This window comes from Nonomuraea sp. NPDC050383, assembly GCF_044459125.1.
Classification (GTDB): domain Bacteria; phylum Actinomycetota; class Actinomycetes; order Streptosporangiales; family Streptosporangiaceae; genus Nonomuraea.
Window position 1 is genome coordinate 443,892 of the sequence record NZ_JBITIP010000001.1, and the last position, 25,469, is coordinate 469,360.

Below are 25,469 nucleotides of genomic sequence, written 5' to 3' on the forward strand. Positions count from 1 at the left end.
AGGGGATGGCATGCGGGAGATCGGCGGACGGTACCTCCTGACCGAGGAGGCCGGTCGTGGCGGTATGGGAGTCGTCTGGCGGGCATTCGACCAGCTACTCCATCGTGAGGTCGCGCTCAAGGAGCTGACGCTGACCGGCGAGGCCGAGATGGTGCGCCGTCGTGTCCTCCGGGAGGCCAGGATGGCCGCCCGCCTCACGCACCCGAACATCATCACGGTCCACGACCTCATCGAAGAGGGCGGCAAGCTCTGGATCGTCATGGAGTACCTCGACGGGCTCTCCCTCCACCAACTGCTCTCACAGGTGGGCACGCTGCCCGCCCAGTCCGTGGCCGCGATCGGGCAGCACCTGCTCGCCGCGTTACGCACCGCGCACCAGGCCGGGGTGCTGCACCGCGACGTGAAGCCGGCCAACGTCATGCTGACGGGCGACCGCGTGGTGCTGACCGACTTCGGCATCGCCACGGCCGAGGGCGACATCCGGATGACGACCTCCCGCAGGCTGCGGGGCACTCCGGCGTTCATGGCGCCCGAGAGGCTGCACGGCGGGCCGGCCAGCAAGGAGGCCGACATGTGGTCGTTCGGCGCCACGCTCTACAGCGCCGTGGAGGGGCAGCCGCCCTACCCGGGCCAGGACGCGGCGACGGTGCTCGGCATGGCCCGCAGCGGCGGCTACCCGCCGCCGCGCCGCGCCGGGGTGCTGCGGCCGCTCATCGAGGGGCTGCTGCACCCGGACCCGGTGCGCCGCTTCACGCCGGAGCAGACGGCGGGGCTGCTGGCGGGCATGCGCGCCAGCAGCTACCAGGCCGCGATCTAACGCCCCCGGGTACGGCCGGCTAGTCCTGGTCCTGCTTGGCGCGGGCCTCCGCCTCGGCGGCGTCCATGGCGGCGGCCTCCTCCGGCGTCGGCGCCGTGCCGCCCAGATGGGCGGGCTGCCACCACACGCCCTGCGGGATCTCCGGGTACGTGCGCTGCGCCCGGTCCACCAGAGCCGTCAGCCGGCCGTGCAGGTCGGTCGTGTGCGCGTTGACGTCCTCCCCGCGCTTGGGGTGCATCGGCTCCCCCACGATGATCGTGATGGGCACGTGCCGCTGCGTCAGCGCCTTGGGCCGGCCCTTGGTCCACAGCCGCTGGCTGCCCCACAGCGCCACCGGGATGAGCGGCACGTTCGTGGCCTGGGCCATGCGGATGGCCCCGTTCTTGATCTCCTTGACCGTGAACGACCGGCTGATCGTGGCCTCGGCGAAGACGCCGACCACCTCGCCCGCCTTGAGCTTGCGCAGCGCGGTCGCGTACGAGCCGGCCCCGGCGCCCCGGTCGACGGGGATGTGGTGCATGCCGCGCATCAGCGGCCCCGAGATCCGGTGCTCGAACACGTCCTGCTTGGCCATGAAGCGCACCAGCCGCCTGGACGGCACCGCGGCGAACCCCGCGAAGATGAAGTCGAGGTAGCTGATGTGGTTGCTCACCAGCACCGCTCCCCCGGTGCGCGGCACGTGCTCGGTCCCTTCGAGGTGGAAGCGGTAGTCGAGCACGCGAAAGAGGGTCCGCGCGGCGGCGATCACCGGCGGGTACACGATCTCAGCCATGTGCCGAAGGTAGCCTAGGTTCCCCCGTGATGGGCAGCCGGACCGTGTGCTCCGCACCACCCCACGACGCTTGCCGGGGGGTGAAAACGGGCACATCTCGACACCATGAAGAAGCTCATCAACTCAGCCGGGTCGCTGGTCGACGACGCCCTGGCCGGGATGGCCGCGGCGCACCCGGGGCTGCGCGTGCGCGACCACGTGGTCTGCCGCGCCGAGGGCCCGCGCGCGGGCAAGGTCGGGCTGGTCTCCGGCGGCGGTTCGGGGCACGAGCCGCTGCACGCCGGTTTCGTCGGGTACGGCATGCTCGACGCGGCATGCCCGGGCGAGGTGTTCACCTCCCCCGTGCCCGACCAGATCATCGAGGCGACCCGGGCGGCCGACGGCGGCGCGGGCGTGCTCCACATCGTCAAGAACTACACCGGCGACGTGCTGAACTTCGAGATGGCCGCCGAGCTGTGCGAGGACATCGAGGTCACCGGCGTGCTCGTCGAGGACGACGTGGCCGTCCAGGACTCGCTCTACACGGCCGGGCGGCGCGGGACGGGCGCGACGCTGTTCGTGGAGAAGATCGCCGGGGCGCTGGCCGAGGAGGGCGCGCCGCTGGCCGACGTGGCGCGCGTGGCGGAGGAGGTCGGGCGGCGCAGCCGCTCGTTCGGCATCGCGCTCACCTCCTGCACGACGCCCGCGGCCGGCAGGCCGACGTTCGACCTGCCGGCGGACGAGGTCGAGCTCGGCATCGGCATCCACGGCGAGCCGGGCCGCAGCCGGGTGCCGCTCGCGCCGGCCAGGGAGCTGGCGGCCGTGGCGATGGACGCCGTCCACGGCGACCTGCCGCTGGAGGGCGACCTGCTCGTCATGGTGAACGGCATGGGCGGGACGCCGCTGCTGGAGCTGTACGTGGTGTTCGCGGAGGTGGAGGCGTACGCGCGGGGCAAGGGGGCCCGGGTGGCGCGGTCGCTGGTCGGCAACTACGTGACGAGCCTGGACATGCAGGGCTTCTCGGTCACCGTGTGCCGGCTGGACGACGAGCTGACGCGGCTGTGGGACGCCCCGGTCGAGACGCCGGCCCTGCGCTGGGGCCGCTGAATGAGCGCCGGGGCGGGCACGGGGCTGGACACCGCGTTCTTCGTGGCCTGGCTGGAGGAGACGGCCGGCGAGATCGCCCGGAACCGGGAGCGGCTGACCGAGCTGGACGCCGCCATCGGCGACGCCGACCACGGCACCAACCTCGACCGCGGCTTCACCGAGGTCCTCCGGGCGCTGCGGGAGTCGCCGCCCGACTCGCCCGCGCAGGCGCTCATGACGGCCGGCTCGACGCTGATCCGCCGCGTCGGCGGCGCCTCCGGCCCCCTGTACGGCTCGGCGCTCCGGCAGATCGGCAAGGCCCTGGCGGACCCGGTGACGCCGGCCGGGTTCGCCGAGGCGTTCGGGACGGGCGTCATGGCGGTGGAGCGGCTGGGCAAGGCGGCCGAGGGCGACAAGACGATGATCGACGCGCTGGGTCCCGCGGCCCGCGCGCTGTCGGAGGCCGTACGGGACGCGGTGGAGACGCCGGAGGCGCTGGCGCGGGCGGCGGCCGCCGCGGCGGAGGGGGCGCGGGCGACGGTGCCGATGACGGCACGCAAGGGACGGGCGAGCTACCTCGGCGAGCGCAGCGTCGGGCACGAGGACCCGGGCGCGGCGTCGTCGGCGCTGATCATGGGCGCGCTGGCCGCCGTGGCGGCGAGACGGGAGGGCGCGTGATGGTCGGGCTGGTTCTGGTCGCGCACAGCGCCGGGCTGGCGGAGGAGACGGCCGCGCTGGCACGCGGCATCGCCGGGGCCTCGACGCCCGTCGCGGCGGCGGGCGGCACCGAGGACGGCGGCCTGGGCACCAGCGTGGACCTGGTGGAGCGGGCGATGCGCGCCGCCGACCAGGGCGACGGTCTGGTGCTGATCGCCGACCTGGGCAGCTCGGTGCTGACGGCGCGCCTGGTGGAGGAGCCGGGCCGGGCGGTGCTGGCCGACGTGCCGTTCGTGGAGGGCGCGATCGCGGCCGCGGTGGCCGCGAGCGCCGGCCTGCCGCTGGACGCGGTGCTGGAGGCGGCCGAGGAGGCCCGCGGCTTCAGGAAGCTGCGCTGAGGGCGGCCGCGCGCTAATGGCCCTTGAACGCCTCCTCCAGCCACCACGACGCCCGATCCCGGGTCACCCGGGCGTGGACCAGCAGCGGGCGCTCCCGGGTCCCCTCCAGCCATCGTGCGACGCCTGACAGGTCCGCCCGCCCGGTCACCGTGACGGTCTCGAACCCGTACCCCCTGCCGATCGCCGCCAGGTCGGCCGGCGGGAAGGTCACCAGGTCGAGCGGGTAGCCGTGCGGCCCGAAGTGGTGCACCTCCGCCCCGTACGCCTCGTCGTCGTACACCACGACCACCATGGGCAGCCCGAGCCGCACGACGGTCTCCAGCTCGGCCGCGCTCATCAGCGCGCCGCCGTCGCCGAGGGCGGCGACGGTCAGCCGGTCGGGCCGGGCGACGGCAGCCCCGATGGCGGTGGCGAGCCCGAGTCCGACCGACTGGAACGCCTGCGTGAAGCAGAAGGCCCGCTCGTCGGGCACATCCAGGAACATCGACGGGTAGCCCATGAAGTTGCCCGAGTCGACGGCCACGGTCCGCTCGGCGGGCAGCAGGTCGTCCAGGGCGATGGTCAGTGTGCGCGGGTCGATCCGGCCGCCGCCGCCCTCGTCGGTGTACGGCACGTCGCGCCAGCGGCCCTGGGCGGCGATGCGCCGGGCCAGCTCCGGCGAACGGTACCCGTACCCCTCGTCGCCGCCTTCCCCGGACAAGGTGCCTTCCCCGGAGAAGGCGACTTTCCCGGAGAAGGCGACTTTCCCGGAGACGGTGGCGGCGGCGATCACGGCGCGGGCCGTGGCGGCCGTGTCGCCGGTCAGGCCGAGCCGTACGGGCCGGTGCAGGCCGATGGCGGCGTCGTCGAGGTCCACCTGCACGAGCACCGTGTCCGGGCCGATGAGAGTGCCGTGGCGGGTGGTCCACATGTTCAGCGCGCAGCCCCAGCCGACGACGAGGTCGGCGCCGCGGATCAGCTCGGCGGCCAGCGGCGTGGCGAACCCGCCGCTCACGTCCAGCTCCCAGGGGTTGCCGCGGAACAGGCCGCGCGCGACCGCGGAGGTGGCCAGCAGCGCGCCGGTGAGGCCGGCCAGCTCCTCCAGCTCGCGCCGGGCGTGCCGGGCGCCGCGGCCGGCGACGAACACCGGCCGCCGCGCCGCCGCGAGCAGCCCGGCCAGCTCCTCGACGTCACCGGCGGCCGGCACGGCGTGCTGCAGGAGCGGGACGGACGCGGCGGCCCGCCCGGCGGAGACGATCTGGTCGAGGAACTCCCCCAGCGGCCCCCGCCACGGCACGACGCCCGTCTGCGCGCCGAGCGGCAGGTTGAGCAGGACGGTGCGCCGGTCCTCCCGGGCGGTGCGGAAGGCGTTGACGGTCTGCTCGACGGCGTCGGTGCCGGAGGAGACCCGCATCGGCACGGCGCCGACGGCCCGGACCAGGGCGTCCTGGTCGATGTGGAAGTTGGAACGGGCGTCCGTGGCCTCGCCCGCCAGCACGACCAGCGGGGTGCGGCTCTTGGCGGCCTCGGCGACGCCCGTCATGGCGTTGGTCAGGCCCGGCCCCTGGTGGACCGACAGGATCCCGACCTTGCCGCTGGTGCGGGCGTAGGCGTCGGCGGCCGTCGCCGCGCCGCCCTCGTGCCGCGCGGCGACGAAGCGGGCGCCGTGCTCCACGAGGGCGTTGGTGACGTGGAAGTTGCCGCTCCCGACGACGCCGAAGACGGCCTCGGCGCCCAGCGAGGCGAGCGTCCGCCCCACCGCCTCGGCGACGATCACCCCGCCTGCCCCGGCCGCTCGTCCTGTCCCGCCCGCTCGTCCTGTCCCGCCTCGTGCTCGACGAGGGCGAGGACGCGGACCGGGCTGCCCGAGCCGCCGACGATGGGCAGCGGCGGGGCGATCACCACGGCGCCGGTGACCGGCAGCCGGTCGAGGTTGCGGAGCTGGGTCAGGCCGTACTTGCCGGCGCCCAGCAGGAACGCGTGGCACGGGAACGCCGGGTCGAAGGAGTGGGCCGCGCCCGCGTCCGTGCCGACGGTCTCGACGCCCAGCCCGAGGATGGGCGTCTCCTCGGCGAGCCAGCGCGCGCACTCCACCGAGATGCCCGGCGTGTGCGGCCCGGTCTCGTCGGCGTTGAGGAACGCGCCCTGCTCGCCCGACCGCGCGTCCCAGCCGGTGCGGTAGAGCAGCCAGCCGCCGTCGGGCAGCGGCCCGTTGGCCCGCTCCCACTCCTTGACGTGGCCGATCTGGAGCAGGAAGTCGGCGTCCTTGCCCGCCTCGGCGGAGAGATCCAGCACGACCGCCGGGGCGAGCAGGCTGCGCGGCGGCACCTGGGAGACGTCCTGGCCGTCGCGGGCGGTCACCCAGTGGATCGGCGCGTCGAAGTGCGTTCCGGAGTGCTCGCCGGTGTGGATGTCGTTCCAGTACCAGGCCGGGCCGCGGTCGTCGTAGCGGCTGATCTCCTCCAGCCGGAACGGGATCGTGTTGCCGAACGGCTCCGGCAACCGGAGGATCGGCGTGTCCTCGGACAGGGGCGCGGTCAGGTCGACGACCTCGATCCTCCCGTCGCGCACGCTCTCCATGAGACTCCGCAGCACCGGCATGTCGTCCTCCTCGAGGTGGCCTGGCTGCATCCTCCTACGCGGGCCACGCCCGGGTCGAGCAGCCAGGGCCGGTCGGGTCCGGAGCGCTACCTGCCGCGGCAGGCGGTGCGCTTGGCGGTGAGGTCCAGGTCCTTGAGCAGGGAGTTGAAGTTCTGGGCGTTCGACCGGGCGCAGAACTTGCTCGTGGCCAGGTCGTACTCGACCTGGAAGACGGCCTTGCCGGCCTTGACGAACTGGTCGTAGCCGTGGTCGCCGCCGTTCTGGGCGGTGGTGCACTCGTTGTTGGACCAGCACTCCTCGTTCACCGCGAAGTCGAAGTACGGCAGGAGCTGCGGGATCTGCTCGATGTCGTTCTTGAGCGCGACCGACATGCCGCGCTTGTGCGTCTCGTTGGCGAACCAGGTGTTGTAGGCGAGCTGGTCGGAGGCCTTGAGCGGGAAGCCGGTGTCGCTCTCGAAGCCGTCGACGAGGTCGGGCTCGACCGCGTCGAACCCGGCCGCCTTGCACATGTCCAGGCGGGCCTTCATGATGTCGCCGAGCGGGCCGTCGTACTGGCGGATGTCCAGCCAGCGCTCGCCCTTCCAGCCGTCGACCTCCTTGCCGAGGACGGACGCGGGGAACTTCGCGGCGTCGGGACGCCAGTCCTCCCGCGAGCCGGCGCTGATGTAGCAGACCACGCCCCGGCCGGGCTTGTCGGCCTTGAGCTCCTTGACGATGGCGCCGCTCCTGGCCTCGAAACCGTCGATGTCGTACATCTGCACGTCGAGGAAGGGCTTGGTCGGCAGGGAGGAGAGCTGCCACTGCCAGCTGGTCTCGACGGCGGGCTTCCAGCAGCCGGCGCACGCCACGGGCGCGGGCAGCGAGGCGGCCGGGGACGTCGCCTTGGAGGTGACGGTCGGCTTCGGGGTCGCGGTCGCCGTCCGGGTCACGGTCGGCTTCGGCGTCGCCGTCCGGCTCGGCCTGGGAGTCGCCGTCCGGGTAGGCTTCGGCGTCGCCGTCCGGCTCGGCCTGGGAGCCACCGTCCGGGTCACGATCGGCTTCGGCGTCGCCGTCCGGGTGGGCTTCTGGGTGCGGGTGGCCTTGACGGCCGCCGGCCCGGGGGTCTGGCCGGTCGCGGCCTGAGCTATGCCACCGGTGAGGCCGGTGGTGGCGAGCGCACCGGCCAGAGCGGCCGTTACGAAGATCGAATTCTTGCGCATGGCGAGTAAGACTCGTGGCTCGCCCCAGAGGCCGCAACCACTTTGCTCGAAGACCGACGTCAGGCGGGGGTCCAGTCGGCGCAGCCACCGGTCTGGAAGGCTTTGTCCGTCGGGGCGATGACGACGGTGGCCGGGCCGCGCGGCATGTCGGCCGCGATGACGTCGGAGGGCTGCGCCACGGTGCTGCGCAGCCGCGCCCAGTAACACATGGGCTGCCCCTCGGCGGGGCCCGCCGTCCTGTACGTGCCGGGCTGGATGTCCACGCCCACGACGAGCGTGCGCCCCGCGCCGGCCATCCCCGGGCTCATGGCGCCCGTCTCCGGAGTGCCACCCGCCCGGGGCGCCTCCCGGGCCTGCTCGGACGCCTCCGGGGCGGCCGTGGACGGCGTCTCCGACGGCTCCTCGAACCGCACCGTCATGCGCGGCGCCGGCTCGGCCGCCGTCCCCGTCGCGCCGAACCCCGCCAGGAACCCGATGACGAACCCCACCAACCCGGTCAGGCCCGACACCAGCAGGATGACCACCGGACTGCTCGACGCCCGTGGATGGTCGCCCGGGTGGTCAGGTCCGTACATCACCGGACAAGCGTCCCACCCGTGTCAACGGGTGGGAGCTCCGTCACCGGTGAAGGTAGTCGACCAGCGACGCCTTCTCGGTCTCCAGCTCCTCGATGGAGCTCTTGACCACGTCGCCGATGCTCACGATGCCCGCGAGCCGCCCCTCGTCGAGGACGGGCGCGTGCCGGAACCGGTGGGTCGTCATCGTCCTGCGCAGCTCGTCGACGTTGTCGCCCAGGCCGACGGTCCGCACCTCCGACGTCATGATCGCGGACACGGGGCGTTCCAGGATGTCGGCGCCCAGGTCGTGCAGGTGACGCACCACGTCCCGTTCGGACACGATCCCGGTGATCGTCACGCCGTCGGAGGAGACCACCACGGCTCCGATGTTGTGCTCGGCCAGCGCCGCCAGCAGCTCGCGCACCGTCGCATCAGGCGGCACGGTGGTCACCTTGTTGCCCTTGTTGCGCAGGATCGTCCTGATGAGCATCTGCACCACCTCGGCTCTCAAGTTACCCGTCGCGCGCGGCGGCCAATCGCCGGGACGGGATGTCTTACCAGGCAAGCAACCCGGTGGGGAGACCGTCAAGGGTTGTCGTAGGCTGCGTGCCGTACCAGAGGCCCTCCCCGCCGGGGGCCCGCCCGCACCAGCCGTCAGGACCCGCGCCGATGACCGAACAGCTCAACACCGGAAGCCACGACCTGCCCGTCACAGAGGAGCTGGCGGCGTTCATGCGGACGGGGTGGGCCGACACCCGGCGCGCCGACGTCGAGCCGCTGCCGGTGGCGCCCTGGGCCGCCAAGCGCCGCGCCGCGCTGGCCGCCCGGTTCCCCGGCGAGCGGCTGGTCGTGCCGTCCGGGACGTTGAAGACGCGCAGCAACGACAGCGACCACCGGTTCCGCCCGCACAGCGCGTACGCGTATCTGACGGGCGCCGGCGAGCCGGACGACGTGCTCGTCGTCGAGCCGTCCGGCGAGGCCACCCTGTACGTGCGGCCGCGTTCGCCGCGCGAGGAGGGCGAGGAGTTCTACCGCGACCGGCGCTACGGCGAGTTCTGGGTGGGACGGCGGCCGGACCTGGCGGAGGCGGCGCTGCTGTACCAGGTGGAGTGCGCGCACATGAGAGACCTCGTCCTCAGCGGGCCGGCCAGGGTGCTGCGCGGTGTGGACCCCCGGGTGGACGGGCTGGTGCCGCCCGGCGAGGGCGACGCGGAGCTGGAGTCGTTCCTGGCGGAGATGCGGCTGGTCAAGGACGAGTGGGAGGTCGGCGAGCTGCAGTCGGCCGTCGACGCCACGGCGCGCGGCTTCGAGGACGTGGTGCGCGCCCTGCCGGCGGCGCTCGGGCACCCGCGCGGGGAGCGCTACCTGGAGGGCGTGTTCGGGCTGCGGTCGCGGCTGGAGGGCAACGCCGTCGGCTACGAGAGCATCGTCGCCTCAGGCGCGCACGCCTGCGTGCTCCACTGGACCCGCAACGACGGGCGGCTGCGCGACGGCGACCTGCTGCTGCTCGACGCGGGCGTCGAGACGGACTCGCTGTACACGGCCGACGTCACGCGGACGCTGCCGCTGTCGGGCCGCTTCGGCGCGGTGCAGCGGCAGGTGTACGACCTGGTGTACGAGGCGCAGGAGGCCGGGATCGCGGCGCTGCGGCCCGGGGCCCGCTTCCGCGACTTCCACCTGGCCGCGATGCGGGTCGTCTGCGAGGGCCTGCGGGAGTGGGGGCTGCTGAAGGACCCGGTGGACGCGCTCATGGAGTCGGGCCTGTACCGGCGGTACACGCTGTGCAGCAGCGGTCACATGCTGGGCCTGGACGTCCACGACTGCGCGCGGGCGCGGGCCGAGACGTACCTGGACGGGGTGCTGGAGGAGGGGCAGGTCCTGACCGTCGAGCCGGGCCTGTACCTGCAGCCGGACGACCTCACGCTGCCGGAGGAGTTCCGGGGGCTCGGTGTCCGGATCGAGGACGATCTGGTGATCACGGCGGACGGCGCCCGTCTCATGTCCGGCGCCCTGCCCCGCCGGTCGGACGAGGTCGAGACCTGGATGGCGGCGCTGCTGCGGTGACGCCGGTTCTCCCGCCCTCGGGCAGCCGGCGCCGCGGCGCACCGGACCGGTGTCACGTCCCGGCGTCGAGCAGCGGGTCGGTGACGCCGCCCGGGCAGGCCAGGCGGCCGATGTCCCAGCCGGCCCGTCGTGCTCCGGCCTGGTACGCGCTCTCGTAGAAGTCGAGGACGGCGGCGCGTGGATCGGCCTCGGAGCGGGCGGCGGCGTACGGGAGCACGGCCAGATGGCCGCCCCGCTGCTCGATCCACCGCGCGGCGCCGGGCCGCAGGGGCTCCTCGACGAGGCCGGCGGGTTCCGGAGCGGTGTAGGAGTAGAAGGCGGCCTCGGGAAAGGCGTCGTCACCGAACCAGAAGCCGGAGCTGATCACCTCACGGGAGTACGCCTCCCGGGTCACGGGGTCGGCCTCCGGCGGCTGCTCGATCAGCCGGTCGGAGAAGCGGGTGCAGGCGATGTCGAAGGTGTGCCAGAAGTGGTGCACCGGGCTGATCTTGCCCGAGTAGCCCGCGGCGAACTCCTCCAGCACGAGGTTCACCTGGCTGAGGACCTGCCAGTAGCGGGTGACCATGGCGGGGTCGTAGGCGGCGTGCTCGGTGTCGTCGGCGAACGGCCGGTCGGCGTCGGGCAGGTCGAACGGGTGCGGCACGGGCAGGTCCACCCGCACGTCCAGGGCCGCGAGCGCGCCCATGGTCTCGTGGTAGAACGACGCCACCGACCGGCCGTACAGGGCGAACGACACCGTCCGGCCGTCCAGGGTGGTGACGATCAGCCGGTGGGCGACGAAGTCGAAGTCGATCGTGAAGATCGGGTTGCCGTCGGACTGCCCCATCGGCCGGGTGGTGAGCCCCCGCCCGGTGAGGTGGAACGGCGCGTTCCACCAGTGGTTGCGCCGGACTCCGCACGCGAGCCTGACCTTGCCCACCACCTGGCAGAACCGATGCACCGTGGCTTTGGTGTCCTGCCACTCGGCCAGCGGCATCGCCGGAAACAGCTCCATGACGCCACCGTTCCCCGCGGCCCCACGTCGAATACCCCCTGACGAGGAAAGCCCACGCCTGCCTACGACGCCTCGTCACGCACGAGGTCACGTACGAGGCCACGCACGAGGTCACGGACCGAGCCGGAGGAGGCGGACCCCAGCCCCATGGCCGAGGCGGCGGCGGAGCCCGGGGGCTGGAGCCGGTCCGCGGAGGGCGGGCCGGCTCCAGGTCCAGGTGTCACGTCGGCGTCAGACGCGGTTCCACTTCTGGTTGTTCTGGCCGTTGCAGGTCCAGATCTGGACCTTGGTGCCGTTGGCGGTGCCGGCACCTGCCACGTCCAGGCACTTGTTCGCCCCGACCGCCGTGATGGTGCCGTCGGCGTTGAGACGCCACCTCTGGTTGGGCTGCCCGTTGCAGTCCCAGATGATCACGGCTGTGCCGTCCGCCGTACCCGCGCCGTTGACGTCCAGGCACTTGCCGCCGGACGCCCGCAGCTCACCCGCGCTCGTGGACGTCCACTGCTGGCCGGCCTGCCCGTTGCAGTCCCAGATCTGCGCCTGCGCGCCGTTGGGCTGCGAGGCGCCGTTGACGTCCAGGCACCGGTTCGACCCGGCGCCTCGCAGCGCACTCGTGCTGCCCGAGGCGCCGCCCTGCCCGACGCCCTCACCGGCGAAGGTGAAGGAGTCGACGTCGAACGCGTTCGCCGACGGCGCCTTGAAGACGACGAAGACGTTGTGGGTGCCACCGGGGCGGCTGACCCGCACCGCGGGCAGGGACACGTAGGTGTTCCATCCCCCCGTCGCCGGCACGGGGCTGGAGGCGATGAGTGTCCCGGTCGGCGAGTCGGCGCGCAGCTCGATGGACGCCCCGGTGCCGGACGGCGCCGAGACACGGAAGGACACCGTGTCGATTCCGGACAGGTTGACCGGGGTGAAGGAGATCCAGTCGTTGTTGGAGATGTCGCCGATCCGCCTGCCGCCCTCGGCTCCGGGCTCATCGACGATCCGGATCCCGGACGAGCCGGTGAAGTGCTCCGCCTGCTTGTGCTTGGGCTGCAGGGTGATGCCGGTGCTGCCCTTCAGGCCGCCCTTGTCGGTGTAGTCCGCGGACAGGACATAGTAGACGTTGGAGGCCTCGTCATGGCCGGAGGCGGTGGTGGCGACCGTCCCTGAGCAACCGGTGTACTGACCGGTGTCATGGGCGTGCTGGTCATGGCCCAGCGCGGTGATCACGTTGACCTTGGTGCAGTCGACGGCGCCGTCCTCGGGGTCGGTGACGTTCACCGTGTAGGCCACCTGGTCGCCGAAGTCGATGAACCCGCCGTCGGGCGGAGCCGAGAAGACGACCTTGGGACGGGTGTTGCCGACGCTGACGGTCAGGGTGGTGCTGCCCGTCTTCCCACCGGGGTCCCGTACGGTCAGCTTGACGGTGTAGGTGCCGTTGGCGGTGTAGGTGTGGGACGGGTTGGCGCTGGTGGAGGTGGCGCCGTCGCCGAAGTCCCACGCGTAGGTGATCGCGTCGCCGTCCGGGTCGGACGAGCCCGCCGAGGACAACGCCACCGCCAGCGGCGCGTTGCCCGAGTCGGGGTCGGCGCTCGCCCTGGCGACGGGGGCGCGGTTCCCGGCCACGTAGTCGACCCGGTAGACGCCGTCGTCGGTGTTGTCGTGGCCGAAGCCGTTGCCCCAGTCGGCGTAGTACAGGGCGCCGTCGGGGCCGAACTTCATGTCGATGGGCGCGTGCGGTGCGAGCTGGGCGACGAACGGATTGATCTTCAGGAGGTTGCCGGAGGAGTCGAGGCGGAACTCCTTGACGAAGTTGCGGCTCCACTCGTAGAAGAACGGGGTCTTGTCGAAGTACTCCGGGAACTTGCGGTCCGAGGCGCTCGCCCGGTCGTAGTGGTAGAACGGGCCGCCCATCGGGGCCGCGCCGCCGCAGCAGTCGATCTCCGGGAACTCGGCGGAGGCGTGGTAGTTGTACGAGACCGTGGCGGGCTTGGCAGCGGGCAGGCTGGTCAGGCCGGTGTTGTTGGGCGAGTCGTTGACCGGCGCCGAGCAGGTGAACTTCGCGCCGGAGGTGTTGGTGGCGAAGTTGAAGTCGTTGAACGGGATGTTGTCGCCGACGCAGTACGGCCAGCCGTAGAAGCCCGGCTGCTTGATCAGGTTCCACTCCACGGTGCCTTCAGGACCGCGGTTGGGGTTCGCGCTGCCCGCGTCGGGACCGTAGTCACCCACCGAGATCCAGCCGGTGTCCTTGTCGACCGCGAAGCGGAACGGGTTCCGAAAGCCCATCGCGTAGATCTCGGGACGCGTCTTGGCGGTGCCGGGAGAGAAGAGGTTGCCGGACGGGACCGTGTAGGTGCCGTCGGCTTCGGGGTGGATGCGCAGGATCTTGCCGCGCAGGTCGTTGGTGTTGGCCGCGGAGCGCTGGGCGTCGTAGTGCTCGCGGCCGGGCCGTTCGTCGATCGGCGCGTACCCGCTGGAGCCGTTGGGGTTGGTGTCGTCGCCGGGCCCGATGTACAGATTGCCGCCCGGGCCGAACGCCAGGTAGCCGCCGGTGTGGCCGGGCTCGTCGACGTTGCGGTACGCCGGAACCTCGATGATCTTCTTCTCGCTCGCCAGGTCGAGGCTGGTTCCGTTGAAGGTGAACCGCGACACCCGGTTCACCTCACCGCCGTTGGACGGCGAGTGGTTGACGTAGATCCAGCCGTTGGTGGCGAAGCCGGGATCCAGGGCCAGCCCGACGGCGCCGTCCTCGCCGCCGTCGTAGACCGGCAGTGTGCCGATGACGCGCGTGCCCCCGCCGTTGGCGGGGATCATGTTCACCTTGCCCGACCGCGAGACGAAGAAGACCCTGCCGTCGGCGGCCACGTCCAGCTCCATCGGCTGGTCCGGCGCGCCGTCGAGCGTCACCTTCTGGAACCGGGCCGCGACCGTGCCGCCGCAGTCGCCCGGCGCCGCGCCCGCCGCCCACGTCACCGCGCCCAGCAGGTGCTGCTTGAACAGCGGCTCCGAGTAGGAGGATGCCTGGTGGCCCATCGCGGTGGCCCACACGCGGCCGCCCTCCGGGTTGTGACACCAGGAGATCGGGTGGTCGGCGCCCATCTTGTTCGGCCCCGCGTCATAAGTGGTCTCGTCCGCGGTCACCAGCACGTGCACCGAGCCGCGCGAGTTCTTGTCGAAGTTGTACCACTCCTCCGTACGCGCCCACCGGTCCGGCAGCCCCTTCGTGGAGGGGTGCACCTTGTCGGCCACCTTGGCGGTGCCCGGCAGGGTCGCCGAATGCGCGGTCATGTGCGCGCCGGCCAGCACGACCTGGTCCCACCAGGGGAACTGCGCCTCGATGTTCATGTCGGTGGCGTTGTGGACGGCGACGACGCCGTGACCGCCACGCACATAGGCCTGGACGGCCTGGCGCTGGGCGTCGTTGTCCCACACCATGCCGCTGGTCTGGAGCATGATCACCGCGTCGTAGGTGTTCAGCGTCGCCGTGGTGAAGACGGCGGAGTCCTCGCTGTGGTCGAGCTGGAAGTTGTTGTCGGCCGCCATCTGCTGGAACATCGCGACACCGGCGGCGATGGAGTCGTGCCGGTAGGCGCCACTCGCGGTCTTGGTGAACAGCAGCACCTTGAACTGCGGAGCGGCCGCGTGCGCCGCCGGCGGCACCGCGAGCCACAACAGCCCTAACAGGGCCGCGGCCAGGGCGGGGAGCAGGCGTGATCTTCGCATGGAGGGTCTCCTGGGGGGTTACCGGTGAACGGTCGGGAGTCGAGGTGCGAAGGCGTGAGCCGTCTCGGCTCCGGGAGAATCGGTCGGTCAGGTGGTGAGGGTGCGAAGGAAGGCGAGGCCTTCGGTGGCGAGGGCGTCCTGGCTCGGCGCGAGGGGACGCCAGACGGATGCGGCGGTGGCGATGGTCGTGTTGTCGGCGGTGAAGGACTCGATCACGAGCGGGCCGCTGTAACCCACGTCACGGAGGGCCGCGGCGAGGCCCGGCCAGTCGAAGTGGTCGCCGCCGGGGGCGCCGCGGTCGGTTCCGCACACCTGGAGGTGCTCGATCCTGGCGCCCGCCAGCCGGACGGCCCCAAGGGGGTCCTTCTCCTCGATGTTCATGTGATAGGTGTCGAGGGCGAGTCCGCATTCCTCCGGAAGGGCTTCGAGTGCCTGCTCGACGGTGTTGATGAGGCTGGTCTCGTACCGGTTGAGCGGTTCGACAGCGATCTGGACCCCGCGTTCGGCGGCGTAGGCGACGACCGGTTCGAGGCTCACCCTCAGCTCGGCGTAGAGCGCGCGCCGCTCGTCCGGGCTCATCCGCCAGGCCCGGCCGACGGAGGCGTAGGCGGGTCCGCTGACCGCCGGCGCGCCGACGGTCACCGCCACGTCCACGCAGTGCCGCAGGTAGTCCTGGGTCTCCTGGACGCACCGGGGCGAGGCACCGACGAGCTCGCGTCCCGGTGGCATCGTGAGCACGACCGACGCGCCGAGTCCGAGCCCGCCCAGGAGGGCCGCCGCCCTGCCCGGGTCCCAGTCGCCGGGGTGCTCGACCGGCAGCTCCACGACGTCGAATCCCCATGCCGCGATCCGCGGCGCGAGGGCGGCCAGGGACTCGTCGGTGAGCGGCGAGACCCAGACCCAGGTGTTGACGCCGATCACGGCGTGCCACCCCACGTCCCGGGGTAGCCGGGCAGATCCTCACAGCCGCACAGCGCGTAGTGCAGCGGCGGCATGCCGGGCTTGAGGTAGGTGGCGAGGTTGTCCTGGGTGATCGTCGGTTGCGGAAGGTTCCAGACCTTGGGCACCTGCTCGCCCTTGAGGATCTTGAGCGCCGCGATGACGGGGGTGCGCCACTGGTACGTCGGATAGGTCGGGGCGATCGCGGTCAGCTTCGCGTCGCTCCACTTCTTCAGGAAGTCCTGCTGGTCCTCGCCGTTGATCGGCGGTACCGGCCGGCCCGCGTCCTCGAACGCCTCGACGGCCGCGACGGCGGTGGCGCCCGAGTCCATCCAGACCCCGTCGATCTCGCCGTGCCGCTGGATGTAGTCGCTGACGATGCTCTTGGTCTTGGCGGCGTCGCCGTCGGTGAACTCCACACCGACGACCTCGAGATCGCTCTTGTCGAACGCGACCTTCGCCGCCGACCACCGGGTCTCCAGGACGTCCACGCCGGGCAGGATGCGCAGCGCGAGGATCTTGCCGCCGGGCCGGACCTTGTCGATGAGGAACTCGGCCGCCTCGGAGCCGAAGGCGTAGCCGCCGATCGGCTTGATGAAGGTGACCGGGCAATCGGTCCGGACCCCACGGTCGAACACGATGACGGGCACCTTCGCGCACGCCCCGGACACCGCGGGAGTCAGCGTCGCGGTCGTGTTGGGCGAGACGATCAGCACGTCGCAGCCCTTGCCCTGGAGCTCGGCGATGTCGGAGATCTGCTTGTCATCCTTGCCTTCGGCGTCCAGCGCGGTGAAGCGCGTGATCTCCTTGTGCAGGGCGGCCTCCGCCTGCATGGTCTTCCAGCCGACCTGCCGCCAGGGGTTGTCGACCGCGGCGTTGGAGAAGCACAGGTGGTACGGAGCGGCCTTCTTGTACGTGGCGGTGTCGACGAGCTGCGGGTCGATGCTCTGCTCCCATGGTCGGGCCGGCGAGCCGGTCGGCTGCGCCCGGCGCATCGCCATCTGGGCGTCGTAGTCGGTCTGCACGAAGAACTTCGACTGCGCTCCGGTGCCCTTGTCCCGCGGACCGCTGGACCCGGCCGGCGCGGCGGAGGCGGAGGGCGGGGGTCTGTCGCTGGTGCACGCGGCCGCCGGCAGTGTCAGCACGGCCAGCGCGGCGGAGGCGAGGAGCCGCCGCGAAGATGAACGCATGGTCTTCCTTCCATCACGAGGCCGCCACGGCTCTTCTGCGCGGGATGCTCACGCCTCCCAGCGCCACCGCGGCGATGATGATCACGCCCTGTATGGCCGGCTCCAGCGCCCCGGAGATGCCGTACAGGTTGAGCAGGGTGAACAACGCCTCCAAGGTGAAGGCGCCCGCCATCGCGGCGACGACGGAGCCGCGGCCGCCCCCGAGGACCACACCGCCCACCACGACAGCGGTGATGGCCTGGAATTCCAGGCCCTGGCCGACCTGCGCGGACACCCCGGCGAAGCCGCCCAGCAGGATCGCGGCGACCGCCGCCGACAGCCCGGAGACCATGAACGCCACCGTCCGCACCCGGGCGACGCGGACGCCGGACAGAGCCGCGGCACGATCGTTGTCACCGGCCGCGATCAGCGTGTGGCCGAAGCCGGCACGCATCGCGCAGATCGCGCAGGCCGCCACCGCGACGACGACCAGGACCGACCAGGGCACCGGGCCGAGACTCCCCCGGCCCAGCTCCCGGAACTGCGGGGACAGGGCGCCCCGGGGCGCGCCACCCGTCCACAGGAAGATCGCTCCGGACAGGATCAGCAGCATGCCGAGTGTCGTGATGAACGACGGCACCCGGAGCAGGGTGGTGACGATCCCGTTGACCAGCCCGATGAGCAGCCCGAAAGCGATCAGCAGGGCCAGCACGGGCCAGGTCGCCTCCGCGGAGCCGTCGAGGAGCCGCGCGGCGATCACCACCTCGGCGGTGACGAGCGAGCCGACCGACAGGTCGAACTCTCCGGACACGACGACGAAGTACTGCCCGGCCGCGAGGATCACCAGCGGCGCGGCCCTCTTGACGAAGGCGAGGAGGGCGGGCGGCTCCAGGAAATACGGGTGGGCGACCGCGATGGCCGCCAGCAGTCCGGCCAGCACCACGAAGATCGGCAGCGCGCGTCTCATGCGGTCCGCCTCCTGCGGGCGTAGACAGCCAACGCGGCCACCAGGACCACGCCCCGCACGACGTCCTTGGCGAAGGAGTTGACCTCCATCTGGTTGAAGATGCTGTCGAGGACGGCCAGGAGCAGGACCCCGCCGACGGTCCCCGCGACCCCGCCGCGGCCTCCGGCCAGAGCTGTCCCGCCGATCACCACCGCGGCGATCGACTCCAGGTCGTATCCGCCGTCGGTCCCGACCGTCGGCGCGCCCGCTCCGAGCCGGGAGGCGAGCAGAAGCCCGGCGACCCCGGCGCAGACCGAGCAGAGGACGTGGGCGGCGACCACGACCCGCTCGGTGCGAACTCCCGACAGCCGCGCGACCTCGGCGTCCCCGCCCACCGCGTAGATCCGGTATCCGAGGCGCGTCCGGCCGAGCAGGAGCCACGCGCCCGCCGCCACCGCGGCCCACAGCAGCGCCGACACCGGCACCGGCCCGACGCGGTCGTACCCGAGATGCTGGAAGGACTCGGGCACACTGCCCGCCGGACCGTCGTACCGATCGTCCAGCACCCCTCTGATGATCAGCGCGACCCCGAGCGTGGCGATGAAGGCGTGCACCCGGAGCCTCGTGACGATCAGGCCGTTCACCAGTCCGGCCGTCGCGCTCACCGCCAGCACCGTGGCGACGGCGGCCGGCACGTTCGCGTCGGCGCCCCCCATGATCTCGGCCGCGACCAGCGAGGTCATGCTGATCAGGTAGGCCACCGAGAGATCCAGGCTCCCGGCCAGGATCACCAGGGTCTGACCGATCGCGACGATGCCCAGCGCCGCCGATCGCTGCTGGATGCCGACGATGTTCTCCTGGCTGAGGAACCGGCCACCGTCCAGGGCGAACAGCAGCCAACCCAGCACGACGAGCAGGGCCAGCGCCACGTAGACGGCACACGCGGGGCGGTCGGCCGACAGCCGCCGCAGGAGCGAACCCTCGGCCGGGACGCGCCGCAGCTTGAGCTGCTGGGTCATGAGGCGGCCGCCAGGCGCATCACGGCCTCCTCGGTCGAGCCGGCGGGCAGCTCTCCGGCGATGCGGCCGTCCCGCAGCACCACGATGCGATCGCTCATGCCGATGACCTCGGGCAGCTCGGAGGAGATCATCAGGACGGCCGTCCCGTCGCGGGCGAGTTCGCGCACCAGCTCGTGGATGGCGGCCTTGGCACCGACGTCGACGCCACGGGTGGGCTCGTCGAACAGCAGGACACGTGGCGCGACCGCCATCCATTTGGCCAGCACGACCTTCTGCTGGTTGCCCCCGGACAGCAGCCGGACCTCCTGCGCGGGCCGGGACGGGCTGAGCCGTACCCGCTCCAGCAGCCGCTCGACCGCGGGCCGGCGCATCCGGATGGTCCGGGCGACGAGCAGGGCGTTGTCGCGCACCCGCTGGTTCAGCAGGAGCCCTTCGGCCTTGCGGTCCTCGGTGACCAGGCCGATCCCCGCGGCGATCCCCTCGCGGGCCGAGCGGGGACGGCGGGGCGTCATCTCGCCGCTGGTGAAGGGCTCCGCGCCGAACAGCGCCCTGGCCAGCTCGGTGCGGCCCGAGCCTTGCAACCCGGCCACCCCGACGATCTCCCCCGCGCGCAGGTCGAGGTCGATGCCGTGCAGCCTGGCGTTGACGCCGCCGCGCACGCTCAGCATCACCTCTCCGGGCGGTTCCGCCGCACGTGGCGGGTAGTAGGAGTCCAGGTCCCGGCCGACCATCAGGCGGACCAGAGCCGGGATGTCCAGGCTGGAGGCATCCGCGGTGGTGACCCGGGCACCGTCCTTGAGCACGGTGATCCGGTCGGCGAGATCGAAGATCTCACGGAGCCGGTGCGAGATGTACAGGACCGCGATGCCGCGTGCCGTGAGCCGCCGCACCAGCGTGTGGAGCAACTCCACCTCGTGGTCCGCCAGGGCGGCCGTCGGCTCGTCCATCACCACGATCCGGGCGTTCAGCGACAGTGCCTTGGCGATCTCGACGACCTGCTGCCGCGCGACCGAGAGCCGCCGGACGAGATCGCGGGGGCCGAACGACTCCTCCCCGAGAGAGCTCAGCAGCTCTCCGGTCGCCGATTCCATTGCGGCGCGGTCGACGAGCCCCCGTCGGACGGGTTCCCGCCCGAGGTGGACGTTCTCGGCCACCGTTCGCTCCGGCAGCAGGGTGAGCTCCTGGTGGATGATCGCCACCCCGGCCCGCTGCGCCTCGATCGGGTGCCCGAAAGCCACGCCGCGGCCGTCGATCTTCATTCTCCCCTCGTCCGGCGCGTGCACGCCGGCCAGGATCTTCATGAGCGTCGACTTGCCCGCGCCGTTCTCCCCCACCACCGCGTGCACCTCGCCCGCGGACGCCTCCAGGTCGACTCCGTCGAGGACCCGGACGCCCAGGAAGCTCTTGACGATGCCGGTCATCTCCAGCACGGGGCCCGCCCGGCGAGAGGGAGGTGAGGAGTCGTGCACGGGGGGCTCCTAACGGGGGGTTGGAGTCGTGCCGGGCCTGGGAGGTGCTTCACCGGCCGCTCGTGGACGCCGGCCACTGACCAGCGAACATTCAATCGAATCGATTCGCACCAAAAATAAATCTGACTCATCTGCCTGTCAAGCGTGCTTATGCCGGAAAATCCCGACTGCTTTTCCGGCATACTCGGCGGCCGTCAGACCGAGCTTTCTCCAGAAAATTCCCTGCAAGAGTGATGCTGGTCCGGTTATGAGCCGCCGCCGCTCTCCACTCGGGCCGAAATCAGTCGGATCCGTCATGCATGGAGCGAGAGCAATATAAGTATGAAACTTTCAGGTCCTCGTGTGGGACGGCGCGCGCGCATGGCCACGCGGCGTGGCACTGATCAGGGCCGCGCCGCATGTCATGCCACAGAGGGCGTGGACGGAATGGCCTCAGACGCGGCTCCATTTCTGGTTGGCGCCGCCGTTGCACGACCAGATCTGGACCTTGGTGCCGTTGGCGGTGCCCGCCCCGCTGACGTCCAGGCACTTGTTCGCCCCGACCGCCGTGATCGTGCCGTCGGCGTTGACACGCCATTTCTGGTTGTTCTGGCCGTTGCAGTCCCAGATGATCACCGCGGAGCCGTCCGCCGTACCCGCCCCGTTCACGTCCAGGCACTTGCCGCCGTACACCCGCAACTCACCCGCGCTCGTGGACGTCCACTGCTGGCCGGCCTGACCGTTGCAGTCCCAGATCCGCACCTGCGCGCCGTTCACCGGGGAACCCCCGCTGACGTCCAGACACCGTCCCGAGCCCACCCCCTTCACCGCGCTCGTGCTCCCCGGCGTGCTGGTCAGTTCCTTGATGCGGATGTTGCGGAACGACGCCACGTCGCCGGCCCCGTGGTTCTGGATGCCGATGTAGCCCTGCTGGATCGAGCGGACCGGATCGGTGTTGGTGAAATCGTTGATCCTGGTGCCGTTCAGGAAGACCTGCAACCGCTCCCCCTCCACCAGCAGTTCATAGGTGTTCCACTGGCCCGGCGGATTCAGCGCCGCATCCCGTGCCGCGACGTCGGCCGCCTTGAATCCGTAGATCGCCCCCGTCGTCCTGTCCGGGGTGTCGGTCGCGTCGATCTGCACCTCGTACCCGGTGGCGAGCGCCGCGTCCGGGTCGCTGGTGGCCGGGAACCCCACGATCACCCCCGAATTGGAGTCGCCGGTCAGCTTCCAGTCGAGCTTCAGCGAGTAGGCATGCAACTCCTTGGCGCTGTACCAGAGCATGCCCATGCCGCCCTGGGAGGTCAGCGTGGCGTCGCTGTCGGCGAACGACCCCGGCCCCGCCTGCGACCAGCCCGTCGTCGATCCGTTGTACAACGTCGTGTACCCGGTCTCCGGGCGGCAGTCGGCGTTGGTGGCCTTGGCCACGTACCGGATCCCGCCCAGCAGCAGCGCGCGGAAGTTCGGGTCGGCGTACGACTCCTGGGTGTGCCCCAAGCCGGTGTAGAACGAGCGCCCGGAGGACTGGGGGTGGCACCAGGTGATCGGATGGTCGCCCATGCCGCCGCCGCTGTAGCTGCTCTCGTCCAGGCTCTGCAGCACCCGCACGCCGGAGCGGGGGTTGGTGCGGTAGTTGTACCACTCGTCGGTGCGCGACCAGGTCGCCCCCAGATGAGCGGTCGCGGCGTGCGCCCTGTCCTCGTTCCGTACGGTGGCCTGCTGGATTGCCGGGTGGTTGTTGAACCAGGCCCCCATCAGCTGCCCGTAGTAGGGCCAGCCGTACTCGGTGTCGGCGGCCGAGTGCACCCCCACGTAACCGCCCCCGCCGTCCACGTACGTCTGGAAGGCGGCCTGCTGGGTGTCGTTCAGCACGTCACCGGTGGTGCTGAGGAACACCACCGCTTTGTACTGGGCGAGGTTGGCCGCGGTGAAGGCGTTCGCGTCCTCGGTGGCGTCGACGGCGAAGTCGTTGGCCGCCCCCAGGTCGCGGATGGCCTGGATCCCGCCGGGGATCGAGTCGTGCCGGAATCCGGCCGTCTTGGAGAACACCAGCACCTTGAAGGCGGCGGCCTGGGCGGGGACGGCGGGGATCAGCGTCGCGGCGGCGGCGGTGAGCGCCACCGCGGTCGCCGACAGCCTCCGCAGCACGGATGTCTTCCGGTCGCCCTCCGCGCCGCGCCCGAACGCGCCGGGGGTCAGATGTCGCAGCATGCGTGTCCTTCCGTCACATCAGTGGGTGATCGTGGTGCGGTCAAGGACGTGGCCTCAGACGCGGCCCCACTTCTGGTTGGCGCCGCCGTTGCACGTCCAGATCTGGACCTTGGTGCCGTTGGCGGTGCCCGCCCCGCTGACGTCCAGGCACTTGTTCGCCCCGACCGCCGTGATCGTGCCGTCGGCGTTGAGGCGCCACTGCTGGTTGGCCTGGCCGTTGCAGTCCCAGATGATCACCGCGGTGCCGTCGGCGGTGCCGGCGCCGTTGACGTCCAGGCACTTGGTGCCGTACACGCGCAGCTCACCGGAGCTCGTGGAGGTCCACTGCTGGGCGGCCTGGCCGTTGCAGTCCCAGATCCGCACCTGCGCGCCGTTCGCCGGGGAACCCCCGCTGACGTCCAGACACCGTCCCGAGCCCACCCCCTTCACCGCGCTCGTGCTCCCCGGGGACGACGTGCCGGTGTCAAGGGTGAAGGCGTCGACGTCGAACAGGTAGCCCTGTCCTGTCGGGCCGCGGAAGACCAGGTACAGCGTCGTGGTGCCGGCCGGCGCGCCGCCGAGGTTCGCCGAGACGTCGGTGAAGGTGTCCCAGCCGCCGGTGCTCGCGACGTTCACCGTTCCCAGCAGCATGCCCGTGGCCGAGCCCGCCCGCACCTCGATCCGGCCGCCCGCGCCCGCGGAGGACACCCGAACGGTGATCCTCGTCGCGTCACCCAGGCTGTACGGCTGGAAGGAGATCCAGTCACCGTCGTCGGTGAAGCCGACCGTCCTGCCGCCTTCGGCGGTGCCGTGGTCGGCCGTCTGGACGCCCTGCTGGGCGCCGAAGTGCTCAGCCTGCCGGTGCCGCGGCTGGAGCGTACGTGCGCTGGTGGAGGTCAGGCCGCCCGTGTCGGTGTAGGAGGCCTCGAAGATGCCGTAGATGTTGGCCGCGGCGTCGTGCTCACCGTCGACCGGCACCGGGATGGAGCCCGAGCAGCCGGTCTTGGAGGTGATCTGGTGACGGTGGCTGTCGTGGCCGAGGAAGTAGGCGACGGTGACCTTGGTGCAGTCGATCGTGCCGTCCTCCGGGTCGCTGACGGTGACCTGGAAGGGCACCGTGTCCCCGAAGGAGAACAACTGCCCGTCGGCCGGGGTGGCCAGCGTCACCGCCGGGGCGGTGTTGCCGACGGTCACGATCACACCGGCGCTTCCGGTCAGCCCCTGCGGGTCGCGGACGGTGAGGGTCACGGTGTAGGTGCCGTTCGCGGTGTAGGTCTTGCTCGGGCTCGCCGCCGTGGACGTGGTGCCGTCGCCGAAGTTCCACGAGTACGCCAGTGCGCCGCCCTCGGGGTCGGAGCTGCCCGCGGACGAGAAGTTCACCGTCAGCGGAGCCGGTCCCGAGGTCTTGTCGGCGGAGGCCTTGGCGACCGGGTTGCGGTTGGCCTTGCCGATGTGTTCGATCCTGTACAGCGCCTGGTTGTTGTTCCCGTCGCCGTAGTCGAGGACGTAGAGGGCCCCGTCAGGGCCGAAGGCCATGTCCATCACCTGGGTGCCGGTCCAGGGGAACGCGGAGATCTCCCCGTAGCTCCCGTCGGCCTTGACCTCGACGGCCTTGATCCAGCGGCGGCCGTACTCACCGGCGAAGTAACGCCCGTCCAGGACCTGCGGGAACTTGACGGCGGAGTTCAGGTCGGGGTCGTAGCGGTAGACCGGGCCGCCCATCGGCGACTCCGACCCGTTGCCGAACTCCGGGGGGGATCCGGCGTCCCCGGCGTATCGGATCCACGCCGGTTTGGCCGGTGGGAGCGTGGTCTGTCCGGTGTTGCGGAACGAGTTGTTGGTGGGACCGCCCGCGCAGGCGTACTTCGGGCCCGTGCCGTTGGAGGCGAAGTTCCACTCGTTGTAGGTCTCGCTGGTGGTGTTCGTGCCGGTGCAGTACGGCCAGCCGTAGTTGCCCGGACCGGTGATGCGGTCGAACTCCACCTGCCCGCTGGGGCCCCGGTTGGGGTCGGTCACCCCCGCGTCCGGCCCGTAGTCGCCCAGGTAGACGATCCCGGTCGCCTTGTCCACGCTCATCCGGAACGGGTTGCGGAACCCCATCGCGTAGATCTCCGGCCTCGTCCTCGCCGTGCCGGGCGGGAACAGGTTGCCGCTGGGGATCGTGTAGGTGCCGTCCGGCTGCGGCTTGATCCGCAGCACCTTGCCGCGCAGGTCGTTGGTGTTGGCGGCGGAGCGCTGGGCGTCGTACTGCGGGTTGCGGTCGGCCCGCTCGTCCAGGGGGGAGTAGCCACTCGACTCGAACGGGTTGCTGTCGTCGCCGGTGGTCAGGTACAGGTTGCCGGCCGCGTCGAAGTCGATGTCGCCGCCCACATGGCAGCACATCCCTCGGTCGTTCGGCACCTCCAGCACGACCTTCTCACTGGCCAGGTCGAGCGTGTCGTCGGGCTTCAGGGTGAACCGGGACAGGTTCAGGTGTCCCTTCCACTGGTCGAACTGCGCCTGCGTGCCGTTGCTCGGCGCGTCACCGTTCGGCGTGCTCAGCCGGGGCGAGTAGTAGAGCCAGAGGTACCGGTTCGACGCGAAGTCCGGGTCGACCGCCACACCCTGCAGGCCCTCCTCGTCGTGCGTGTAGACCGCGAGCCTGCCGGCCACCTTCGTGCTGCCGTTGACATCGGTGACGCGCACCGTGCCGTCGCGCGCCGTGTGCACCACCGACCGGTTCGGCATCACGGCCAGCGACATCGCCTCACCCAGCTCCGCACCGCCGGCGGCGAGCGACACCTGCTGGTAGTCGGACGCCGGGATGGTCAGGGCGTTCGCCGAGGAGGCGGAGAGCGCGACGGCTCCGGAAGTGATCAGCGTCATCGTGGTCAGCAAGGCGAGCCACGGACGTCGGGACATGGGTGTTCCTTCCTGACATATGACGATCAGTCAGGGCAAGGCGCGC

21 protein-coding genes are annotated in these 25,469 nt (G+C 71.5%); 6 read left to right on the forward strand and 15 right to left on the reverse strand.

The features are described from left to right. The first annotated feature begins 10 nt into the window (after window positions 1-10). The gene (locus ACIBG4_RS02005) at window positions 11-817 is read left to right on the forward strand and encodes a serine/threonine-protein kinase (protein ID WP_175599181.1); all 807 of its coding nucleotides are present in this window, start codon (window positions 11-13) and stop codon (window positions 815-817) included. Between the two features lie 19 nt (window positions 818-836). Here the strand turns inward: ACIBG4_RS02005 and ACIBG4_RS02010 are convergent, their stop codons facing one another. Further along, the gene (locus tag ACIBG4_RS02010) at window positions 837-1,589 is read right to left on the reverse strand and encodes a lysophospholipid acyltransferase family protein (protein WP_310711905.1); all 753 of its coding nucleotides are present in this window, start codon (window positions 1,587-1,589) and stop codon (window positions 837-839) included. Between the two features lie 105 nt (window positions 1,590-1,694). Between ACIBG4_RS02010 and dhaK the strand changes: the two genes are divergently transcribed. The 3 genes from dhaK to ACIBG4_RS02025 are packed head-to-tail and all read left to right on the forward strand — an operon-like array spanning window position 1,695 to window position 3,709. Beyond that, a complete protein-coding gene (dhaK, locus tag ACIBG4_RS02015; protein WP_355446259.1) occupies window positions 1,695-2,675 on the forward strand; it encodes a dihydroxyacetone kinase subunit DhaK in 981 nt (326 codons plus the stop codon). Continuing rightward, window positions 2,676-3,332: a dihydroxyacetone kinase subunit DhaL gene (gene dhaL, locus ACIBG4_RS02020; RefSeq protein ID WP_355446256.1), complete on the forward strand. Its 657-nt coding sequence runs from the start codon at window positions 2,676-2,678 to the stop codon at window positions 3,330-3,332. Further along, a complete protein-coding gene (locus tag ACIBG4_RS02025) occupies window positions 3,332-3,709 on the forward strand; it encodes a phosphoenolpyruvate--protein phosphotransferase (protein WP_355446298.1) in 378 nt (125 codons plus the stop codon). The genes dhaL and ACIBG4_RS02025 overlap by 1 nt, the downstream gene beginning before the upstream one ends. Window positions 3,710-3,722: 13 nt before the next feature. Here the strand turns inward: ACIBG4_RS02025 and ACIBG4_RS02030 are convergent, their stop codons facing one another. From ACIBG4_RS02030 to ACIBG4_RS02040, 3 genes are all read right to left on the reverse strand, one after another. After that, window positions 3,723-5,465: a thiamine pyrophosphate-binding protein gene (locus ACIBG4_RS02030; protein ID WP_397200264.1), complete on the reverse strand. Its 1,743-nt coding sequence runs from the start codon at window positions 5,463-5,465 to the stop codon at window positions 3,723-3,725. Then, a complete protein-coding gene (locus tag ACIBG4_RS02035; protein ID WP_397200265.1) occupies window positions 5,462-6,289 on the reverse strand; it encodes a cyclase family protein in 828 nt (275 codons plus the stop codon). The genes ACIBG4_RS02030 and ACIBG4_RS02035 overlap by 4 nt, the downstream gene beginning before the upstream one ends. Before the next feature lie 86 nt (window positions 6,290-6,375). After that, entirely contained in the window at window positions 6,376-7,044 is a 669-nt protein-coding gene (locus tag ACIBG4_RS02040) for an endo alpha-1,4 polygalactosaminidase (RefSeq protein WP_397200687.1), read from the reverse strand. A gap of 19 nt (window positions 7,045-7,063) precedes the next feature. Here ACIBG4_RS02040 and ACIBG4_RS02045 point away from each other — a divergent pair, with 19 nt between their 5' ends. Beyond that, complete coding sequence (locus ACIBG4_RS02045) at window positions 7,064-7,411, forward strand: hypothetical protein (RefSeq protein ID WP_397200266.1); 348 nt, start codon at window positions 7,064-7,066, stop codon at window positions 7,409-7,411. A 136-nt stretch (window positions 7,412-7,547) separates the two neighbouring features. Here the strand turns inward: ACIBG4_RS02045 and ACIBG4_RS02050 are convergent, their stop codons facing one another. Beyond that, entirely contained in the window at window positions 7,548-8,066 is a 519-nt protein-coding gene (locus tag ACIBG4_RS02050) for a hypothetical protein (protein WP_397200267.1), read from the reverse strand. A gap of 40 nt (window positions 8,067-8,106) precedes the next feature. Beyond that, window positions 8,107-8,535, reverse strand: a complete 429-nt coding sequence (locus ACIBG4_RS02055; RefSeq protein WP_397200268.1) for a CBS domain-containing protein — start codon at window positions 8,533-8,535, stop codon at window positions 8,107-8,109. A 179-nt stretch (window positions 8,536-8,714) separates the two neighbouring features. Between ACIBG4_RS02055 and ACIBG4_RS02060 the strand changes: the two genes are divergently transcribed. Next, window positions 8,715-10,109, forward strand: a complete 1,395-nt coding sequence (locus ACIBG4_RS02060; RefSeq protein WP_397200269.1) for an aminopeptidase P family protein — start codon at window positions 8,715-8,717, stop codon at window positions 10,107-10,109. A 52-nt stretch (window positions 10,110-10,161) separates the two neighbouring features. Here the strand turns inward: ACIBG4_RS02060 and ACIBG4_RS02065 are convergent, their stop codons facing one another. The 9 genes from ACIBG4_RS02065 to ACIBG4_RS02105 form a co-directional block, all read right to left on the reverse strand. Then, complete coding sequence (locus tag ACIBG4_RS02065; protein WP_397200270.1) at window positions 10,162-11,103, reverse strand: DUF5996 family protein; 942 nt, start codon at window positions 11,101-11,103, stop codon at window positions 10,162-10,164. A 231-nt stretch (window positions 11,104-11,334) separates the two neighbouring features. Continuing rightward, the gene (locus ACIBG4_RS02070; protein ID WP_397200271.1) at window positions 11,335-14,811 is read right to left on the reverse strand and encodes a ThuA domain-containing protein; all 3,477 of its coding nucleotides are present in this window, start codon (window positions 14,809-14,811) and stop codon (window positions 11,335-11,337) included. Between the two features lie 87 nt (window positions 14,812-14,898). Next, entirely contained in the window at window positions 14,899-15,732 is an 834-nt protein-coding gene (locus ACIBG4_RS02075) for a sugar phosphate isomerase/epimerase family protein (protein ID WP_397200272.1), read from the reverse strand. Then, window positions 15,729-16,940 (reverse strand): substrate-binding domain-containing protein, encoded by a 1,212-nt coding sequence (locus ACIBG4_RS02080; protein WP_397200273.1) that lies wholly within the window; start codon window positions 16,938-16,940, stop codon window positions 15,729-15,731. The genes ACIBG4_RS02075 and ACIBG4_RS02080 overlap by 4 nt, the downstream gene beginning before the upstream one ends. 13 nt (window positions 16,941-16,953) lie before the next feature. Further along, the gene (locus ACIBG4_RS02085) at window positions 16,954-17,886 is read right to left on the reverse strand and encodes an ABC transporter permease (RefSeq protein WP_397200274.1); all 933 of its coding nucleotides are present in this window, start codon (window positions 17,884-17,886) and stop codon (window positions 16,954-16,956) included. Then, window positions 17,883-18,884, reverse strand: a complete 1,002-nt coding sequence (locus ACIBG4_RS02090) for an ABC transporter permease (protein WP_397200275.1) — start codon at window positions 18,882-18,884, stop codon at window positions 17,883-17,885. The genes ACIBG4_RS02085 and ACIBG4_RS02090 overlap by 4 nt, the downstream gene beginning before the upstream one ends. Then, entirely contained in the window at window positions 18,881-20,353 is a 1,473-nt protein-coding gene (locus ACIBG4_RS02095; RefSeq protein WP_397200276.1) for a sugar ABC transporter ATP-binding protein, read from the reverse strand. Before ACIBG4_RS02095 ends, ACIBG4_RS02090 begins: the two co-directional genes overlap by 4 nt. 432 nt (window positions 20,354-20,785) lie before the next feature. Beyond that, window positions 20,786-22,543 carry a ThuA domain-containing protein gene (locus tag ACIBG4_RS02100; RefSeq protein ID WP_397200277.1) on the reverse strand — a complete coding sequence of 586 codons (1,758 nt, stop codon included), beginning with the start codon at window positions 22,541-22,543 and terminating at the stop codon, window positions 20,786-20,788. Between the two features lie 54 nt (window positions 22,544-22,597). Further along, complete coding sequence (locus ACIBG4_RS02105) at window positions 22,598-25,423, reverse strand: RICIN domain-containing protein (protein WP_397200278.1); 2,826 nt, start codon at window positions 25,421-25,423, stop codon at window positions 22,598-22,600. Window positions 25,424-25,469 lie beyond the last annotated feature (46 nt).

Coding starts and splice junctions, on each gene's coding strand:
- ACIBG4_RS02085 (WP_397200274.1), bottom strand. CDS start 17,886: ATGAGACGCGCGCTGCCGATCTTCGTGGTGCTGGCCGGACTGCTGGCG.
- ACIBG4_RS02100 (WP_397200277.1), bottom strand. CDS start 22,543: ATGCTGCGACATCTGACCCCCGGCGCGTTCGGGCGCGGCGCGGAGGGC.
- ACIBG4_RS02025 (WP_355446298.1), top strand. CDS start 3,332: ATGGTCGGGCTGGTTCTGGTCGCGCACAGCGCCGGGCTGGCGGAGGAG.
- dhaL (WP_355446256.1), top strand. CDS start 2,676: ATGAGCGCCGGGGCGGGCACGGGGCTGGACACCGCGTTCTTCGTGGCC.
- ACIBG4_RS02005 (WP_175599181.1), top strand. CDS start 11: ATGCGGGAGATCGGCGGACGGTACCTCCTGACCGAGGAGGCCGGTCGT.
- ACIBG4_RS02060 (WP_397200269.1), top strand. CDS start 8,715: ATGACCGAACAGCTCAACACCGGAAGCCACGACCTGCCCGTCACAGAG.
- ACIBG4_RS02035 (WP_397200265.1), bottom strand. CDS start 6,289: ATGCCGGTGCTGCGGAGTCTCATGGAGAGCGTGCGCGACGGGAGGATC.
- ACIBG4_RS02105 (WP_397200278.1), bottom strand. CDS start 25,423: ATGTCCCGACGTCCGTGGCTCGCCTTGCTGACCACGATGACGCTGATC.
- dhaK (WP_355446259.1), top strand. CDS start 1,695: ATGAAGAAGCTCATCAACTCAGCCGGGTCGCTGGTCGACGACGCCCTG.
- ACIBG4_RS02070 (WP_397200271.1), bottom strand. CDS start 14,811: ATGCGAAGATCACGCCTGCTCCCCGCCCTGGCCGCGGCCCTGTTAGGG.
- ACIBG4_RS02055 (WP_397200268.1), bottom strand. CDS start 8,535: ATGCTCATCAGGACGATCCTGCGCAACAAGGGCAACAAGGTGACCACC.
- ACIBG4_RS02010 (WP_310711905.1), bottom strand. CDS start 1,589: ATGGCTGAGATCGTGTACCCGCCGGTGATCGCCGCCGCGCGGACCCTC.
- ACIBG4_RS02080 (WP_397200273.1), bottom strand. CDS start 16,940: ATGCGTTCATCTTCGCGGCGGCTCCTCGCCTCCGCCGCGCTGGCCGTG.
- ACIBG4_RS02065 (WP_397200270.1), bottom strand. CDS start 11,103: ATGGAGCTGTTTCCGGCGATGCCGCTGGCCGAGTGGCAGGACACCAAA.
- ACIBG4_RS02040 (WP_397200687.1), bottom strand. CDS start 7,044: ATGTACGACATCGACGGTTTCGAGGCCAGGAGCGGCGCCATCGTCAAG.
- ACIBG4_RS02090 (WP_397200275.1), bottom strand. CDS start 18,884: ATGACCCAGCAGCTCAAGCTGCGGCGCGTCCCGGCCGAGGGTTCGCTC.